Source organism: Mucilaginibacter aquatilis (assembly GCF_009755275.1).
Lineage (GTDB): Bacteria > Bacteroidota > Bacteroidia > Sphingobacteriales > Sphingobacteriaceae > Mucilaginibacter > Mucilaginibacter aquatilis.
On record NZ_WQLA01000001.1, the window covers coordinates 663364 to 682948 of the forward strand.

14 protein-coding genes are annotated in these 19585 nt (G+C 41.0%); 2 read left to right on the forward strand and 12 right to left on the reverse strand.

Features of this window, described 5'->3' with window-relative positions:
* Positions 1-14 precede the first annotated feature (14 nt).
* From GO816_RS03025 to GO816_RS18940, 4 genes are all read right to left on the reverse strand, one after another.
* Positions 15-761, reverse strand: a complete 747-nt coding sequence (locus GO816_RS03025) for a rhamnogalacturonan acetylesterase (protein ID WP_157539863.1) — start codon at positions 759-761, stop codon at positions 15-17.
* 150 nt (positions 762-911) lie between these two features.
* Positions 912-2444: a DUF4394 domain-containing protein gene (locus GO816_RS03030; RefSeq protein ID WP_157539864.1), complete on the reverse strand. Its 1533-nt coding sequence runs from the start codon at positions 2442-2444 to the stop codon at positions 912-914.
* 75 nt (positions 2445-2519) lie between these two features.
* Positions 2520-2768, reverse strand: a complete 249-nt coding sequence (locus tag GO816_RS03035) for a hypothetical protein (RefSeq protein ID WP_157539865.1) — start codon at positions 2766-2768, stop codon at positions 2520-2522.
* Positions 2769-2999: 231 nt separating this feature from the next.
* Positions 3000-3863: a ComEA family DNA-binding protein gene (locus GO816_RS18940; protein WP_157539866.1), complete on the reverse strand. Its 864-nt coding sequence runs from the start codon at positions 3861-3863 to the stop codon at positions 3000-3002.
* 58 nt (positions 3864-3921) lie between these two features.
* Between GO816_RS18940 and GO816_RS03045 the strand changes: the two genes are divergently transcribed.
* A complete protein-coding gene (locus tag GO816_RS03045) occupies positions 3922-5676 on the forward strand; it encodes a lysophospholipid acyltransferase family protein (RefSeq protein WP_157539867.1) in 1755 nt (584 codons plus the stop codon).
* Positions 5677-5807: 131 nt separating this feature from the next.
* Here GO816_RS03045 and GO816_RS03050 read toward each other — a convergent pair whose 3' ends face one another.
* The 8 genes from GO816_RS03050 to ligA form a co-directional block, all read right to left on the reverse strand.
* Positions 5808-7223 (reverse strand): hypothetical protein, encoded by a 1416-nt coding sequence (locus tag GO816_RS03050; protein ID WP_157539868.1) that lies wholly within the window; start codon positions 7221-7223, stop codon positions 5808-5810.
* A gap of 106 nt (positions 7224-7329) precedes the next feature.
* Positions 7330-10140, reverse strand: coding sequence for a TonB-dependent receptor (locus tag GO816_RS03055; protein WP_157539869.1), 2811 nt, complete (start codon positions 10138-10140; stop codon positions 7330-7332).
* 195 nt (positions 10141-10335) lie between these two features.
* Positions 10336-10830: a hypothetical protein gene (locus GO816_RS03060; RefSeq protein ID WP_157539870.1), complete on the reverse strand. Its 495-nt coding sequence runs from the start codon at positions 10828-10830 to the stop codon at positions 10336-10338.
* A 63-nt stretch (positions 10831-10893) separates the two neighbouring features.
* Entirely contained in the window at positions 10894-12456 is a 1563-nt protein-coding gene (gene rny / locus GO816_RS03065; protein WP_157539871.1) for a ribonuclease Y, read from the reverse strand.
* Between the two features lie 201 nt (positions 12457-12657).
* Complete coding sequence (locus GO816_RS03070) at positions 12658-12951, reverse strand: cell division protein ZapA (RefSeq protein WP_157539872.1); 294 nt, start codon at positions 12949-12951, stop codon at positions 12658-12660.
* 23 nt (positions 12952-12974) lie between these two features.
* Positions 12975-13265, reverse strand: coding sequence for a hypothetical protein (locus GO816_RS03075; RefSeq protein ID WP_157539873.1), 291 nt, complete (start codon positions 13263-13265; stop codon positions 12975-12977).
* A 149-nt stretch (positions 13266-13414) separates the two neighbouring features.
* Positions 13415-15817: a phenylalanine--tRNA ligase subunit beta gene (pheT, locus tag GO816_RS03080; RefSeq protein WP_157539874.1), complete on the reverse strand. Its 2403-nt coding sequence runs from the start codon at positions 15815-15817 to the stop codon at positions 13415-13417.
* Between the two features lie 36 nt (positions 15818-15853).
* A complete protein-coding gene (gene ligA, locus GO816_RS03085; RefSeq protein WP_157539875.1) occupies positions 15854-17866 on the reverse strand; it encodes an NAD-dependent DNA ligase LigA in 2013 nt (670 codons plus the stop codon).
* 156 nt (positions 17867-18022) lie between these two features.
* On the opposite strand from ligA, the gene GO816_RS03090 reads away from it, so the two are divergent.
* Entirely contained in the window at positions 18023-19582 is a 1560-nt protein-coding gene (locus GO816_RS03090) for a TlpA family protein disulfide reductase (RefSeq protein WP_157539876.1), read from the forward strand.
* Positions 19583-19585: the final 3 nt, after the last annotated feature.

Below are 19585 nucleotides of genomic sequence, written 5' to 3' on the forward strand. Positions count from 1 at the left end.
GTTCTTATAAGTTATCAAGATTTAGCTTTAACTATGCGATCGGCTAAACCCAGCTTTAAATCAATTATGCTTTTCAAGACTAACTCGGCCACACGACGGGCGCCTAGTTCACTAAAATGGGTATCATCTGCCTTGCCTTTAGGGTAATTGGGGTTTTGCCCTGGCTCCAGGTAATTAAGCAGCAGCTTTGACTTTTCATCGCCCAGTTGCTGAAACATTTGCTGGCTTTGCATATCAAGATCAATAAGTGCAATTTTGGTTTCCTTAGCAACGTTGCGCACTATTTGCGCGTACACTTCGTGAGTTTGCATTACATGTCCGGTGCTGTCAAATTTACGGCGGGCAACAGGTGTAATAATTACTGGCGTAACCTGTTTGGCTTTAGCAGCTGCAACAAATATTTCGAGGTTCTTTTTAAATTCAGTCTGTGTGGTTGCACTTTTTTTGGTAGGCACCTCATCATTATGGCCAAATTGGATAATGAGGTAGTCGCCAGCCTTCATGCCCTCATTAACAGATGCCCAACCACCATTAATGAAGCTTTTGGTACTCTTACCGTTCTTTGCCCTGTTTTCAATCACAACGGTACTGTCAAAATAGTTTGCAAAAGGCATACCCCAACCCGTTTCGGGGTAATAGCGCTTTTCTTTGATGGACATTGTTGAATCGCCAATCATGTAAACGGTAATTTTTTGGGGCGGCGAAACCCAGGCGCATAATGCCAATAACAATACACTAAGCAGTGTTACATTCTTCTTCATAATTTGGTTTGCTATTGCGTAATAGGTTTGGAGTAGCGTATAAAAGATGTGCTATAGCCGGACTAAATTAGTCATAACAACTTAAAAAACAACACAAAGGGCTTGTTCAGTTAACGAACAAGCCCTTTGTAGCATAATTTTTATATAAGGTTAAAAACCTAAGCCCAATGCAAAGCCACGTGTGCCTTGCGGGAATGACACACCGGCCGATACAGCACCGGTTTGCAGATTTATACCGTAAAACCGTGTTGTACCTGCAACAGTAAATATACCGTAAGCATTACCTGTGTTTGAACTGATATCAAATCCGTTTGCTTCTGTTATGGTGATGCCAAGTGAACCAATTTCGGTCATAGTACCAGCATTTGGTGGATCTTGCTTGTATAATTTACCTGTTTGAGAGTTAATGGTGAACAACACAGTTGATGTAGCACCTGGAAAGTTGTTAGTATAAGCGGCTGCATTAACAAAGCCTGTATTTGCAGGCAATTGCGTATCAACACCTGCAATGTCGCCGGTTACCGGGCTTATACGTAAATTTTGGCCTGTGTTGCTAACTACACGTATTAAATCGGCCACCGGATTAAAATCAAACCCGAAAGATGTACCCGACAAAGCTGTAGAGAATTGAGCACCACTAACGGCAGTTGCCACACCTGATGATGGATTGATGGTATACAGGCGATTGCTGCTACCCAAGCCGTACAACCGGCCATTAAGCGGACGGAAATCTATACCTAATATTTGCTCATTAGCCTGTACACCACTAATTGCTTTTGCAACCGGTGATATACTTGCAGGGTTAAAAATAAGTAGTTCGTTGTTACCGCTAACAGCGTATGCTACGGGGTTGGTAAATATAGCCAAACCAACGATATTGGTATTAAATGAATAAGCTTTATAAGCCTTACCATTGCTCATATCAATACTGTAAAGGCCTTGTGTACCATTTACAGTTAAAGCAGCCAATGCCGATTTACTATCGGGAGTGATATCAAAATCGCCTACTGCAGAAGCGTCAACACCAAGGGAACCAACTTCAACTAGCGTACCGTTGTTAGGTGGATCCTGCTTGTAAAGTTTTTTGTTAGTTAAGTCGATGTCAAATAATACCGTTGAACTTGCACCCGCATAATTTTCGGTGTAAGCTACTGAAGATATTTTTGCACCGGCGGCACCGTTGATATCACCATCGCGAAGTGCAGTTCCATCTTCAGGGTTTAAGCGCAGGTTTTGCCCATTGTTTGATACTAAACGCAAACGATCAACTGTTGGATTAAAGTCAATACCAATTGCTGTTCCGTCAATAGCCGGGGTAAAAGGCGTTGCACTTACAGCACGGGCTGCACCGGTTGATGGATTGATAATGTATATGCGGCTACCGCTGCTTACACCATACAATTCGCCTGTGGCCGGGCGGTAATCAATAGCCAGCATGTTTTCGCCGGTTTGCATGCCGGTTATGCTTAAGGTTTGTGTAAGTGCACCGCTGGTTTGCGCATTGAAAGAGGCAATGCGGTTATTTTGCAGTAACGCAGTAACATTAACATTAGGTGCAACAATTTCGCTGTCGTTGCGGTAATCGTCATCGTCGTCTTTTGAACACGAGCTTAACAATACAGAAAGTGCCAGGCCACACAAAGCCATTCCTCTCATAAAAAAGGTAGTAGTATAATTTTTCATAATTTATGTAAATACGTAACTAAACTGAAGGCTGTAACAAGCCCTCATAAATAAAAAAACAGCAGTAGATTTTTGCTAAGCGTTGGGAGGCGGTGTAGGTACAACCAAATGAAATGCCGAAAAGCTTACCGGCACAAACAAGCTATACTTTTTAGCTTGCAGCACAGTTGGAAGCACCATCAAATCAGTTGCTAAATAGTTTGTAGACAGTAAGTTTTTGCTACCAAATTGTGCGTCATCTTTTTCATCGGCGTCGCCGGTGTCACCATCCTGGTTACCCGGAGCTACTAAAGCTTTTTTGACGTAAGGTTTGCCTGATTGCATAACCGTTTTAAAAGCAACGCTCAAAGCAAACAATAAAATGGTAAGTGTAAATACACATTTTAATTGCTGCCTTAAAGAAGTACTATGTAAAAAGCTGCCCATGCAATCCAACTTACGAATATGACTTCATAAAGGATTTCAACATGCAAATGTTTTTAATTGAAAATCAACATCATACAACCTGAAGCACTAAAACAAGATTTTCGTGACTACTACAAGTAATCAAAGTAATTACTGGACTGTTAAATAAGGGCGCGCTTTTTTTAACGTTGCTAAATCAATGATAGCTACGTTGCTTAGTTCATTTACCGAATCATAATCACCGTGCTGCTTTCTGTACTGTACAATTGCATTGATTTGCTTATAGCTTAAGTAAGGAAAGTTCTTAAGATCTTCGTACTCGGCAGTATTTACATTAAACTTCTTTACTCTCTTCTTGTCAACGGTAAATTGTTGCTGTATATCCTTGTAATGCATTTCATCTAAGCCAAACACCTCTGTAAGCTGCTGCTTTTTATAAAAGCCACCAAGCCGTGTACGATATTGGATAATACGACGCGCAAACGCGGGGCCAATACCTTTAAGCTTAGCTAAAGTTGCTGAGTCGGCCGTATTAAGTTCTACCACTAAACGGTGTTCAGCAATGTTTAACTGTTTGCCGGCAGGTAAATCAATGTAAGGCTCCAGGCGTTGATAATCGCCTGCACTAAGGGTGTACATCTTCTTAACATCGGCTTTGATATTGAAATTGCCTCCACTGGCTTCATAGTTCTTAATCCCCTTAATTTGCCGTACCGACAACCCGAGCCGTTTCCAACTTTCGACCGGTAATTTATTAGGGTTAAACTTAAAAGGCTTTACCTGCAAATGTGCACTTGCTGTTTCTCTTTCTTCATTTAAGTAAGGCTTTACGCCTGCACGCTGTAACTCGGCAACAGCTAAATCAACCTTTTTAAAATTAACCGGCTTTTCAACATTTAAGCGCCTGTTAATTGCTGGAGCCGCCAATGCCCCGGCTATAAGCAACACCAATACAATTAGTCCGTTCCATTCTGTTTTGGTTAACAGCAGGTAATTTTTGATGCGTGCTTTCACTTATACCTAAATAAAAGGTTAAATTAGTAATTTTATAAATTTACCTACGTATATAAGCATGAAGATTATAACCACAGATGAATTTGCTAAGGCCACCAAGCTTGATAAGTTGCGTATGCCCGGCCTGGCAGCTTTACTGATGGAGTTAATGAAAATTAACCAGGTTAATGATTTGTTTGCCAAGGCTCAGCCCAAACAAGGACCTGAGTTTGTAGATGCAATACTGGAGGGCTGTGGCGTTACTGTAGATTTTGACGAAAGCGAGCTGCGGAATTTGCCTGCTGATGGTGCCTTTATAGCCATTGCCAATCACCCCTACGGCGGAATTGAGGGCATGATATTACTTAAAATATTATGTATGGTTAGGAAGGATGCCAAACTGATGGCAAACTTCCTGCTTAAAAAAATACCCAATCTAGCCGATTACTTTATAGCCGTTAACCCTTTTGAAAACGTTGAGCATTCATCAAGCATCAGCGGTATTAAGTCGACGCTGGAATTACTCAGAAACGGAACACCTATAGGAATATTTCCGGCTGGTGAGGTGTCAACTTATAAATTGAACAGCAAACAGGTTACCGACCGTATGTGGCACCCGGTGGTTGGAAAGCTAATTGCAAAAGCCAAAGTACCGGTAGTACCCATTTATTTTCATGGCAACAACGGCCTGCTATTTAACCTGCTTAGTTTAATACACCCTACCCTACGCACTGCCAAGTTACCATCAGAATTATTCAACAAACAGGGACATACCATAAAGCTACGTATTGGTAAGCCTATTAAGGTTGAAGAAATACCCAACTATAACAACGTTACGCAGCTGCTAAATTTTTTACGCGCCAAAACCTATGCGTTAGGTACTGGTCTTGAAGATGAGAAGCGCCTTTTTAACCCACGGAATCTTTTTAAAATAAAAAAAGAGCCGAAAGAAATTGTTGCGCCTACCATGGCCGAGCTCATGGACAGGGAGTTAGTTCCGCTGCGGGAAAACTACAGGGTATGGACTGAAAAAAACTATGAGGTATTCATTACCCCAACAGCGCTTATTCCTAATATCATTCGTGAAATTGGACGTTTGCGCGAGATTACGTTTCGTGAGGTTGGCGAAGGAACCAATAACAGCACCGATTTAGATGAGTATGATATTTACTATCATCACCTATTTATTTGGGATGTTGACACCAAAAGAGTTGTTGGCGCCTACCGTATAGGCATGGGCGATGAAATATTTGACAGCTTTGGCAAAAAGGGCTTTTACACCGCTAACTTATTTAAAATTAAATCACAGTTTAGTGATGTTTTGCAAAGCAGTCTTGAACTTGGCCGCTCATGGATCAGGAAAGAATATCAGCAAAAAGCCCTTCCACTGTTTTTGCTTTGGAAAGGTATATTAAAGTTTGTTATTGATAACCCCAGGTACCGGTATTTAATTGGGCCGGTAAGCATAAGCAACACCTTTTCCAAATTCTCTAAATCGTTAATTGTTGACTACATCACCCGCCATCATTTTGATCATGATATGGCGCAGTATGTAAAGCCACGCAAGAAGTTTAAAGTTGACTTTGCCAGCATTGACACTGAATTGCTTATGGCCGGTGAAGAAAACTTTAAAAAGCTTGATAACCTTATATCTGAAATAGAAACCCATAATATTAAGGTGCCGGTACTGTTAAGGCAATACATATCGCTCAACGCGAAAATTATTTGTTTTAATATCGATCCAAAGTTTGCAGATTGTTTGGACGGTTTCCTGGTACTTGATTTACAAAAGGTGCCTAAAGATGTATTGGAGAAGATTGGTAGAAATCTATAACATTACACACTATTTGAAAAAGGCCAATCAGCAATGCTGGTTGGCCTTTTTTTATGATACACATTAAAAGCAAAACGGCCACCTGCAATGCAGGCGGCCGTTTGTTTTAAGAAAGGTATACGTTGTTAATATTATTTTACAGCACCCGGAGTGGTGTAAGGTAAGTTTTGAGGATCAAAGTGAGCCCAACCAGCAGCCCAGTTCTCAGCACCGAATGCACCTTTGAAAGCTACTTTATCAAAGAATGCATCAGCATAAGCACCTGTGAAAGCAGCACCTGCTAAACCAACCGAACCGGTTTTTTGAGTAAATACAGGAGTACCAACACGACTGCCACCAGCTAAATCAGCTGCAAATTTGTAAGGCTCATTGTATAATGCGTTAGCCAAATCAGCAGAGATTGCGTTTCCGCCAGCATTAATTTTATCAGTTACAGCTTGTAATGCAGTAGCATTAGTTGCTCTGATTGGTGTAGTACAACCGTATATAAGGTTGTTAAGGAACAATGATGTGTTACCGGTTAATGCACCGCTTGAATTACCTAAAGCATCATCATAAAACACACCAACTGTATAACCTGCCAATACTGAATTGCTAAGGCTCATAGCAGAGTTACGGCGAATTTGAGCTGCATTTTGGTAGTTAGCATTTACGCTTGGAGCCGAAGTGGCTGTACCTTGCAGGTGCTCACGCGGACCTAAGATAGTTACGTTTGAGAATAAAGCTTTAGTTTGAGGAGTAGCTGAAGTACCACCAGAGTTGTTATCAGATTCGAAACCGTTTGAACCAGATACGTCGGCAGTTGAAGCTAAACGCTGAGCTAAAGCAAACTGAATTTTACCTGAGTAACCGTTATCGGTATCAAAGTCATCGTCCCAGGTAGCAATAGCTAATAAATATTTAGCGTTTACAGAACCACCAAACCACTCGTATGCATCGTCACCTGAACGGTAAACCTCGATGTGGTCAATTGTAGTACCTGAACCAACGCTACCAAAAGTTAAACCGTTGATTTCGTTATCCGGACCAAGTGGAATACCAGCAAACTCAATACGAACGTATTTCATTACGCCAGAGTTATCGGCATCGTCAGTACCACCATGTTTAGCTTTATCAGTAGCGTCAGATATACCTTCGATGGCTACAGAAGCACCAATGTTATTATTTGCTTTACCTAAAAGGATAACACCGCCCCAGTCGCCTTGTGAACGGCCACCTGCAGAAGCATTAGAAGTAAATACAATTGGTTTATCTACGGTACCGGCAGCGTTTATTCTGGCACCGCGGGTTATAATTAATGAACCTTTGGTTGATTTCTCGCCTTTAATGATTGTTCCGGGCTCAATGGTTAAGGTTGAATTGTTAGTTACAAACACGTTACCTCTCAACAACCAGATTTTATCGGCAGTAAGGGTTCTGCTGGTAGTGATATCACCAGACAGTACGTTATCTTCCGAAACTGCAGGTGCGCTATCGTCACTTGAGCAGCTTGATGCAATTACCATCAATCCTAAAGAGGCAAGTAAAAAGAATTTCTTAATGTTCATCTTTTGTGTGAATTTATTTCGGTTCAAAAATCGCGGTTGTATATAACGTTAATGTTATGTTGTATTTAACTTATTATGAGCAAAGTGTTTACTTATTGTTAAGCCCTTAAAAGTTGTAGCTGAATACAAATGAGTAATTGCTACCGTATTTAAAGCGGCTAAGTGTCTGGTCGGCAGCCTGATCGTATTTCTTGTTACCATCACGATCAAAGTAAAACAGCGAGCGCTGATTAAGAATATCGTTTGCATTCAGCTTAAGCTCACCACGGCTTTTAAGCACTTTAATGCCTAACTGTAAATCAATAACGTTACGCGGAGCTTCCCAAATTGCCGGGAATATAGGACCACCAACTACGTTGAGCCTGCGGCCAACAACGTTGTACAGAGCGTTGAACGTTACCTTATTTTCAAGGAAAGTATGCATTAAGCCGGCGTTAACTACATAAGGTGCCTGGCCAACCAAAGGTCTTTCTGAATAATTAAGGTTTACACCTAAGTCGGGGTTGGTTGCTTTTGATTTTATCAACGATACGTTGGTGTACAGCGTAGTGTTTTTAAGGAAATCAGTGTTTGATATAAAGCCCAGTGAATGGCGTAACTCAAACTCAGCACCGTACACGGTTACCTTTGGTGAGTTACGATACTCGATTTGCCTGTTTGAGCCCTGATCAAAATTGTAGGCTTCTATGGCATTCTGGAAGTTTTTGTAGAAACCTGAAACAGAGATAATTTGACCGGCAGAAGGGAAAAATTCATAACGCAAATCAAAGTTATCAATGAGCGTACGCTTTAAGTTAGGATTACCTGTTATAAAGCTTACCTGCTCATAATCATAATAACCAAACGGCGCCAACTCTCTGAATTCCGGACGTGCAAGCGTACGATAGTATGCCAAACGAAGGTTAGCTTTAGGCGTTAAGCTGTAAGTAAAGTTTGCTGATGGCAATACGTCAACGTTGCTTAGTTGTGCTCTTGATAACGCCGATTTACGCAGGTTTTGCAAATCTAAGTCAAAGTGTTCAACACGTACACCCCACACTACTCTTAGCTTATCGCTGAGTTTATTATCTAACATGGCGTAGCCTGCGTTAGTCATGGCGTGGCCATTGTATGACTCATCAAGGTAGCTACCCGGAATTTCACTCAAGCGGTAAACATCACCACGGTCAATCAAATCTTGGCCGTAAAGTGTGTTTAGTGGTCTTTGTCTTATTTGCTCTAAATCATCAACGTTATTAGGTAACAAACCTATAAAGCGTACGGTGAAGCCACGATCGCGGTATGATGAATTTAAACCGGCTTTGAATGTTGCCGAGTTATTAAACATTTTCAGAGGTGTTGAATAATTCAAGTTACCTGAATAACCGTTTTCGCTCATGTAGGTAAACATGCGGGCATTCTCCTTACCTAATGTGGTGTTTTGAGCAAAGAAAGGAGCATTACCTGTAGCGTTTATATCACGCACATAGTTAGCCTTACGTTGGTCAGGCTGATCATTTAAGGTATTGCTGTAGCTGGCAGACCAAGTTAACTTGCTTCCTTTTTCGCCAAAAGAGTGTGTACCTTCAAGTGTTGATTTAAATACGGCTTTTTGTATAAGGTCAAAAGCCGAGAAGCGTACCTGGCTGGTGATGTTTTCATTTACACCTGCTCTTGAAAGGTACTGATCATCATAAATGCGGTTATAAGTATTTTTAAGGGTAATTTTATTTTTACCCCAGGTATATGCAAAGTTTGCCAGTGCACCTACGTTAGTTGAAAATTTATAAACCTGGTCGGTAAACTTGTTACCATAAAACTCGCGAAATAAATCCTGATAATAGTTTTGCGTATTGCGGTAGCTTAATGATACTGTTGCACCAAATCTGTTGCCGGTTTTTTCGAAATCCTTCACACGACCAACGGTTAGTTGGTAGTTTTGTGAAGGCAGAGCTTTTTTATTGTAAACGTTCCAGTCTTGCTGTAAGCTTTTGATAGCTGCAGTATTTTGTGACGTTGACAAGGAGTTATTCACCAACGCTTCTGAACTTGGGAAGGATGACGGAAGCTTTTTGTCACCATTGTCAAAACCAAAGTAATCGCTGGTGTTACGCTGTCCGCTCTTAAAATCTTTAAAAGTTGATGCGGTGTTGTAACCTGCGCCCACACTCACCGAAGTATAATTACGGTCCGGAATATCTTTAGTGGTAACCTGTACCGAACCACCAGCAAAATCACCAGGAAGATCAGGAGTTGCAGTTTTGTTGATAATAAGGTTATCAACCATGTTTGATGGTACAATGTCAAATGAGAAAGCCTTACGGTTAGGCTCGGTGCTTGGCAGTGGAGCGCCATCAAGGGTGGCATTGTTATACCTGTCGCTCAATCCACGTACAACCACAAACTTATTGTCTTGTACGGTAACACCACTCACACGCTTCAACACATCGGCAGTGTTGCGGTCAGGTGAACGGCGTATAGCCTCAGCCGATATACCGTCGGTTACACGGGCACTATTTTTTTGTTGTGCATATAACGAGTTTGCAGACTCCTGGCGGGCTGTTGCTCTTACCGTTACTGCAGCTAACTGCTGGGTTGCCGCTTCGGTCAACACTATATTTAAAGTAGTTGGCTGTGCGGCTTTAATAAGTATTTCAGATATCTGCTTGTTTTGATAACCTACGTAACGCACTAAAACGCTGTGTGTTCCTGCAGGAACATCGTTTATAGTATACTCACCGTTAACATTGGTTGCCGCACCACGGGTAGAGCCTTCAACCAAAATTGATGCGCCAATCAGCGCTTCGCCTGTTTTCTGATCGGTTATTTTACCGGTAAGCTTACCGGTGCTTTGAGCATGTGCTAAACTAAAAGATGCTGTAAGTAACAAACACACTGTTAGTTTAAATAAGGTAATAGCTAATTTTTTCACTTGCATATTTTTGATGCAGCAAAATTATTAGCGCAACATTAGCTCATTGTTATCATCAAATTAACTGTACAATTTCTAATTGTTAAATTAAAATTAAGAACCATTGTAAAATCTTGATAAATAGAGAATTAAGTCAATAGTTAATTTTTTGAGATTAAGTTAATGTCATTAATGGCAGTAACTTATGATCTTAAAATACTGTTAATGCTTGAAATTCAATTTCTTGATGATGGAAACAATTAACCATAAAGGGGCTAACATTAACAAACGTAAACGCCTGTTAAAATTAAATGAACGGTATGTTAAAAGCTGCAAGGCCAGTCCAACTATTAAGGCGACTAATCCAACCAGCCACAACTCAGGCCCTCCTGCTTTCTGCCAGCCTTCTAACTGAATGATACCGTATGAGAAAGCAAAAAGCATAAAAAGCATAACATATGATACCAACGGCGATAAACGCAACAGGTAATAAATACTGAACGCTATTAAAAAGGAAGCCCAGTTAATGTATCCGTTATAACGCCCCAAAAAGCTGATATAAGGAAACGGCAAAGCCCATATAAAAGTAACAAGGCCAAACAAGGTTAAAACTATGGCAAAACATAGCACAGGCACAGGCAGCATGAATTGCTTCTGCACCAAACTGTATTCATCGAAATGCTTGTCAACCGGTCTTAGTTCTGCTTTAGGAGGCATAGTATTAATTAAAAAAAGCGACAGGAATCATCCTGTCGCTTGGTTATGCTTTATTGCAAATAATTATTTAGCGTAAGATACCGAACGCGTTTCGCGTATTACGGTAACCTTAATTTGACCAGGATAGGTCATTTCAGTTTGTATACGGTTTGATATATCTGCGGCTAGTACTTCTGATTGCGCATCAGTTACCTTTTCGCTTTCTACTACTACGCGCAGCTCACGACCAGCCTGTATAGCAAATGTTTTTTCAACACCCGGGTATGAGAGTGCCAGTTCTTCCAGCTCTTTCAAGCGCTTTATGTAGCTTTCAACAACTTCACGGCGGGCACCCGGACGAGCACCTGAAATAGCATCACAAGCCTGAATAATAGGCGATATCATTGATGTCATTTCAATTTCATCGTGGTGGGCACCTATGGCGTTACATACTTCAGGATGTTCTTTATATTTTTCGGCCAGTTGCATACCCAATATTGCGTGCGGCAATTCTGGGTTATCATCAGGAACTTTACCAATATCATGCAGTAAGCCGGCACGTTTAGCCAGTTTAACATTCAAGCCTAATTCGGCTGCCATGGTAGCACAGAAGTTAGCAACCTCGCGCGAGTGCTGTAACAGGTTTTGCCCGTAAGATGAACGGTAACGCATACGGCCAACCATGCGTATAAGCTCAGGGTGTAAACCGTGAATACCTAAATCAATAACGGTACGCTCGCCAATCTCTACAATCTCCTCCTCAATCTGCTTACGTGTTTTGGCCACTACCTCTTCAATACGTGCAGGGTGAATACGACCATCGGTTACCAAACGGTGCATTGCTAAACGGGCAATTTCGCGTCTAACCGGGTCAAAACCCGAAAGTATAATAGCCTCAGGGGTATCATCAACAATAATCTCAATACCGGTTGCTGCTTCTAACGCACGTATGTTACGGCCTTCGCGACCAATGATACGGCCTTTGATTTCATCATTTTCAATATTGAAAATTGATACCGTATTTTCAATCGCACTCTCAGTTGCGGTACGCTGAATGGTTTGAATAACTACCTTTTTAGCTTCTTTGGTTGCTGTAAGTTTAGCCTCATCTACAATGTCTTTTATTTGCATCATAGCTTTGGTACGTGCTTCCTCTCGTAAGGTATCAACCAATTGATTTTTGGCTTCTTCAGCAGTTAGTCCTGCAATAGTTTCCAGTTGCTGAACATGCTGTTGTTTTAAGTGCTCAACTTCTTCCTGCTTTTTGTGCAGTATTTCGTTCTGCTTTTCCAGGTTCTTACGCTGGTTTTCCAGTTCGTTATCCTTGCGGTTTACGTTTTCAAGCTTTTGATTGAGTGACTGCTCTTTTTGCTTGATAGAATTTTCGCGCTGATTGATGTTATTATTTTTAGCGTTTACCTCTTGCTCGTGTTCGGCCTTAAGCTGCAAGAACTTTTCTTTGGCCTCAAGCAATTTATTCTTTTTAAGAATTTCAGCGTTGTTCTCAGCGTCTTTCAGAATTTTCTTAACCTTATTCTGAGCTGCTACTTCCTGTTCCTTAAATAGCTTCCGGAGCAGGAACCGGCCTATCAAAGTGCCAATGATGGCACCTACGAGAAGGCCTATAATGGTGGATAAAAGGTCCATTTTGGTGTTTGTGTGATGTATATATATGTTAAAAAAAACGCAACTAAATTTTAAGTGCCATCCCACATTGCTTTATGCCTGATGGGGCAGTAAGGTAAAAACTACTACCTACCGATAACCAACCAGCAAAAAGCCTGTGCCTGTCAGTGAAACTTAAAACTTAACTGCGTTAAATTTATCTTGCTCTATTTATAAGAACGTTTATTGCTTTTTAAAAAACTCCGTCAGCATATGGTCTAACTGGTAAGCCTTTTCGGCCACAGTTGTATCTTCAACCGTAACTTTACGCTCTGCTTTTAATGATGCGGTTGCATAATGCAATACACTCATTGAAAGCAAATCCTGCTTATCTTTTACCGCATAGTTTTCCTGATACTCCTTTATGCGGTCGTTAACCAATTTGGCAGCCCGGCGTATCAATTCCTCTTCTTCCGTATCAACTTTCAACGGATATACGCGATCAGCAATGTTTATTTTTATTGAGATTTCTCCCATTTGAGCTTGTTCACTTTACAATGTTACTTTTTAAGCAACACGATACACTTATCAATTTCCCGCACAAATTCGTTAATTTTTTGCTTGATGTCAAGGCTTTTTTCATTTGTTTCTGAAAATGACTTAGCCAGCTTCAATACACGAAGCTTCTCTTCAAGCTCTTTATTCTTACTTTTACTTACATCTAAAGCTGTGCTCAGCGACTGGTTTTCCAGCTTCAGCAAGTCGTTTTCTTCCTGCAACGCACCACAAAGCGCTATAAGCCGCTCCGTTTTCTCTACTACTATACTCAGCTGATCGGTTACTGATGGCATCTTTTTGATTTCAGATTTCGAATATTCTGTTTGGGATTTTTTTATTTCGGACTAACGCTTTGCCACGCAATATAATTTCAAATTTGTGTAATATCCTCATTTAAAATTTAATTTTGAAACGGGCTTAGCTTCATACCAAACGTTTGAAATTACTTTCTTATTTCTGCTCCTGCCTCTTTGCCAAAGTTGTAAATAAGCTTTTGCATTATCGCATCAATAGCCTTGTCGGTAAGCGTTTTTTCTTCGTCTTGTATAACAAAGCTAAGCGCATAAGATTTCTTACCTGCCGGAAGCTTATCTCCCTGATACACATCAAATACACTAACCTCAGTAAGCAACTTGCGCTCGGTTTTGTGCGCTATTTGCTTTAACTGACCAAATGTAACTGCGGTATCAACCAGCATAGACAAATCGCGACGTACGGCCGGGAACTTAGAAATTTCTTTGTTCACAATTTTGTTCTTGCGAACAATGCTCAGCAACGTATCAAAATTAAAGTCGGCATAAAATACCTCTTTTTCTACCCCGGCCTTCTTCAAAGCACCAGGTAACACCGAGCCAAATTTCACCAGCGTCTTGCCACCACGGAAGTTGTATTGCAAACCGTAAGCAAATTCGTGATCATGTATTTCGTCGGTGGTGTAATCGGTAATATTTAACCGGCTCAGTAAACCATCAACAATGGCTTTAAGGTTGTAAAAAGAAACAGCATTGGCTTTTTGGTTCCACTGCTCCTGCTGGTTACCACCCGACAGGAAAACCGACATACGTTGCGTTTCAACGTATTTACCATCCTCAAAAAAGTAGGTTTTACCAAATTCGTAGAGCTTTAAATCGGCCTGACGACGGTTTTGATTATAAGCAATTGCCTCCAAACCTGAATACAACAGCGTTTGACGCATAATATCCAAATCGCTGCTCAGCGGATTAAGCAATTTTACCGCATTATCCAAACTTTGTGCGTATGATGAACTGGTTAATGAATTTGCCAGCATCTCGTTAAATCCATTAGCCGACAGCAAATCTGACAGCGCATTTTGTACAGTATCGCGCTCTGGACGGTTACTGGTGTTCAGCGATGCACGTATCTGCGTAGGAATTTCAATATTGTTATAACCGTAAATACGTAAGATGTCTTCAATGACGTCAACTTCGCGGGTTACATCAACACGGTAAGGGGGAACTTGCAAGGATAAGCCTTCGGCAGTTTCGTTAGTTATAACAATATCTAAAGCTTGTATAATTGCCTTTATGGTATCGTTACCTATTACTTTACCAATAAGCCTGTCAATATTTTTGTAAGTAACCTCAACGCTAAACGGCTCAACAGGTGCTGGGTAAATGTCAGATATTTCTGATGAGATTACACCACCGGCAACCTCCTGAATTAACAAGGCAGCACGTTTAAGCGCAAACACGGTAATATCAGGATCAACGCCACGCTCAAAACGGAAGGAGGCATCGGTTTTTAAACCATGCCGTTTTGATGTTTTACGTACCGAAACCGGGTTGAAATAAGCGCTCTCAAGGAAAACAGCCGTTGTACCCTCTGTTACGCCCGATTTAGCACCACCAAATACCCCCGCAATACACATTGGTTCCTGGGCGTTGCCTATCATCAAATCATCTGCCGATAGTTTGCGCTCAGCATCATCAAGCGTTACAAATGACGTACCTTCGGCGTACGTTTTAACCAATACTTTACCACCGGTAATGGCGTTAGCATCAAACGCATGCAAGGGCTGGCCTAATTCATGCAACACGTAATTGGTAACGTCTACAATGTTATTAATTGCGCGTACGCCAATAACTGCTAAACGCTCCTTTAACCACTGCGGTGATTCCTGCACCTTTACACCTGATATGGTTAAACTGGCATACCGCGGGCATACTGCTTGAGCCTCAATGGTTACAGGTATGTTTAAATCATTATTTTGAACCTTAAACGCCGAAACATCGGGCTTGGTTATACCAATACGCAAAAACGCGGCAATGTCGCGGGCTGTGCCCAGGTGAGAAGCAGCATCGGCACGGTTTGGTGTAAGGCCTATTTCAAATAAATAATCGTCATTAAGCTTAAAGAAATCTTTTGCCAAAGCTCCAATAGGTGCATCAGCATCCAAAATCATGATACCATCATGATCATGGCCTAAACCTATTTCATCCTCCGCGCAAATCATACCTTGCGATAGTTCACCACGAATTTTTGATTCTTTTATTTTGAAAGGCTCGCCCGTAGTTGGGTGTACGGTTGAACCAACCACAGCCACAACCACTTTTTGACCGGCAGCAACATTGGGTGCACCACAAACAATTTGCAAATCATTTTCGGCACCAACGTCAACTTTGGTTATGCGCAAACGATCGGCATTAGGATGCTGTTGAGCGTCTTTTACATAGCCAATTACCAAACCTTCCAAACCACCGGGAATGGCCTGCACCTTTTCCAGGCTTTCTACCTCCAGCCCTACGCCGGTAAGTATTTGTGATATATCTTCGGGCGACTTATCAGTTGAAATAAACTCTTTAAGCCAGTTATACGAAATCTTCATTATACTCTATAAACGGTCAAATATAGGATTTTTGAGTTATAACATTTCCAGCAACTCTGCATCGGTTATGATGGGCACATTCAGCTTATTAGCTTTCTCCAGTTTTGACGGCCCCATATTGTCACCTGCTACAAGGTAGTTTAACTTAGCCGATATACTGCTCAGTATTTTACCGCCGTTTTGCTCTATAAGTTCCTTAAGCTCCTCGCGTGAGTATTTTTCAAATACACCCGATATGATAAAGGTTTTGCCCGCCAGCTTATCACTTTGCAACACAACTTCTTTTTGGGCTGATTCAAATTGCAGACCCTGGATTTGCAACTTTTGAAGCTCAGCTAAATGTACAGGCCCGCTCATGTACTCCACCAAGCTTTGGGCTATGCGTTCGCCAATTTCTTCAACGGCGGTAAGCTCTTCTAATGATGCCGACTGCAGCCTATCTAATGTTTTAAAGTGAGCCACCAACTTCCGTGCTACGGTTTCACCCACGTAACGTATGCCCAAGCCGAATAACACTTTTTCAAAAGGCTTTTCCTTTGATTTTTCGATGCCGGCCAGCATATTAGTAATTGATTTTTCACCAAAGCGGTCCATTATTTTTAATTCATCAGCATGTGTATGCAACTCATATATATCACTGATATGGTTAAGCAATCCACGCTGATAAAGTGTTTCAATTGTTTCATCGCCCAACCCATCAATATCCATAGCCTTACGCCCTACAAAATGCTGCATTTTACTGACAATTTGCGGCGGGCAGCCTTCATCATTAGGGCAATAATAGGCAGCTTCACCCTCTTTGCGCTCTAAAGGCGTACCGCAAGCCGGACAAGTACTGCGGTATTCTACTTTTACAACATCAGGCTTGCGCTTATCGGGGTTTACGCTGATAATTTTGGGGATAATTTCACCTCCTTTTTCAACAAATACGGTATCACCTTCATGCAAATCCAAACGGATAATTTCATTAGCGTTGTGCAATGTAGCACGCTTTACAGTTGTACCTGCCAGCAGTACAGGTTTTAAGTTAGCCACAGGGGTAACCGCGCCGGTACGGCCAACGTTATAATCAACGCTCAATAACTCGGTTTCTACACGTTCGGCTTTAAACTTATAGGATATGGCCCAACGCGGCACCTTAGCCGTAAAGCCAAGTTCTTCCTGCTGGCCATAGTTATTTACTTTAATAACAATTCCATCAATATCAAAACTTAAGTTAAAGCGCTCAGTATCCCAATAATTTATAAACTCCAGCACCTGCTTAATATCAGTGCAAAGCCTGCTATCTTCACTCACGTGGAAGCCCCAGCTTTTAATAGCTTGCAAACTCTCCCAATGAGTTTTAAACGGTGATTTTTCCATATGCAGGGCATACAAAAAGCAGTCTAGCGGGCGCCGTGCCACCTCGGCCGAATCCTGCAGCTTCATGGTACCTGATGCGAAATTACGGGGGTTAGCGTAAGCCACCTCCCCTTTTTCAATACGGTCGTCATTTAAACGCTCAAAAGCCTTACGGTGCATAAACACCTCGCCGCGTATTTCAAATAAATCGGGGTAGCCGCTATCGGCATGTAGTTTTTTAGGTATGGTGTGTATGGTGCGCACATTGGTGGTTACCTCATCGCCTTCAACTCCGTTACCACGGGTTACGGCGCGGGCTAGTTTGCCGTCCTCATAAGTAATGCTCATGCTCAGGCCGTCAAACTTCAATTCAACTACGTATTCAAAATTATCGCCAATGGCTTTGCGCACGCGCTGGTCAAAGTCCAGCAGCTCCTGCTCGCTGTAAGTGTTACCTAATGATAGCATGGGCCAGCGGTGACGAACTGTTTTAAATTCTTTGGTTACCTCGCCGCCAACTTTTTGCGTTGGCGATTCCGAATCGGCTAAATCAGGATACTGCTCTTCTAAGGCGGCCAGTTCTTTCAATTTAAAATCAAAATCTTGGTCAGATATGGTGGGCTGAGCCAGCACATAGTAGTTGTAATTGTGTTGCTTAAGTTCAGCAGTAAGCTGGGTAATGCGTTGTTTAGCCTGGTTTGTTGCCATAAAGGCGAAGATAAGTTTTTTGTTAATGTGTGAGGGGAGTAAGCGGAAGGAATGAATGATTTGTATTATAAGAATTATGAGTCATACTATGTTATATAGTAACAATTGCCCCCCTTGTTAAATTGTGTTAAATACAGATTCGGAGAATATCATCCAATGACATTTTTCGTTTCGATGACTTACAATTGTACTAACGTGCAATACATTAAGCACTCACTTAAACCTATGCGTCCCATTATCACTATTTTACTATCTCTACACATTTTAACAGCTTATTCTCAAAATGCACCAATATCTATTGCTGATGCAGAATTTAATGCTCAATTTTTCAAGACACCTAAGCCGATTGTTTCAGGGAAAATTATAAATGCCTCCAAAAAAGATTTAGCCGAATTAAAAATCACTTATAGCCTGGTAAACCCATTCCTATCAGTACAAACCAATGGTATTGCCAGCATTAATAAAGATGGAAGCTTTAAATTCAATTTAGAATATCCCTTTCCGTACCAGGAACTGTGGATTAATTTAGGAGACTACTTTTACAGCGGTGTTTATGTAAATAAAGGCACTAATTTGGAACTTGACCTGGCTCAGCTTAAAAAGCACAGTGTTGAATTTAATGGAAAAGGTGTAAAATATAAAGGTAGAGATGGCGAATTCAATCTGTGGCGAAATGATTTAAGGCTATATAAAAGAAAACAACAGTCTGCAATTTACGATGAGCTCTATAAACTTCAAATGCACCAACCTGATTATATTGTAAAGTTAGATTCACTGCACAATTTATTGAAAAGCATTTACAGTGAGTACATTACTAAAAATCCATCACCTTTAAGCACCTTATCCGAAAACGACAGGCTTTGTGATTACTACTCAAGTTTGCTAAAGTATATGCAAATCACCAAAAAGGAGTTACCTGTGTGGAAGCAGATAAAAAATCATAAAGCGCTTATGATATCAAACAGTGCAAGTATGTTTAATTATAACCTCTTTAATTACGCCAATTATAAAGCCCAAACGCAGAATGAAGCGATAGATAAGATATTAGGAATTTATTATGCTGATATGCTAAAGCTAAAAGCCGGTAACAGGGGTGTAATAGCGAATGAGCAGGAATTTGGTGAATTGACAAGCACTGTACACACTCATTGGGTAAAAGAAGTTTTACGAAAACAGCACTATAACGCTCTAAGAAAATTAGATGAAGTGAAAGCGGCGTTAAATTCAGGGGATGTAATAGCAGGTGATTTAGTAGTTGGCCAACCTGTTGCACAGTACACGTTTGGTGCCAAGCTTTCAAGTGTAAGCAAAACAAAAGCAACCCAATTTTTGGCAAAACTCCACAATAAATTTAAAGGCAAAGCAATGATTATTGATATGTGGGCCACATGGTGCGGACCTTGCATAGCCGACTTACCTTACAGTTCAAAACTACATAATGAAGCTGCAAATCTTCCAGTTGAGTTCGTCTATCTGTGTACAAGTTCCGGCTCGAGTATCGAGAAATGGAAAAATAAAATAACAGAGTTAAAACAGTCCGGCACTCATATTTTCATTGACCAACCTTTAACCAATGAATTACTGAGCTTATTCGGAAAATCGGGTTTCCCCAGCTATGTATGTATTGACACTGATGGTAAGGTGTCTACAACAATATTAATAGAAAGAATGCAATCCGTATCGTTAAATGATATCAAAAAACTTATTATAAATTAATTT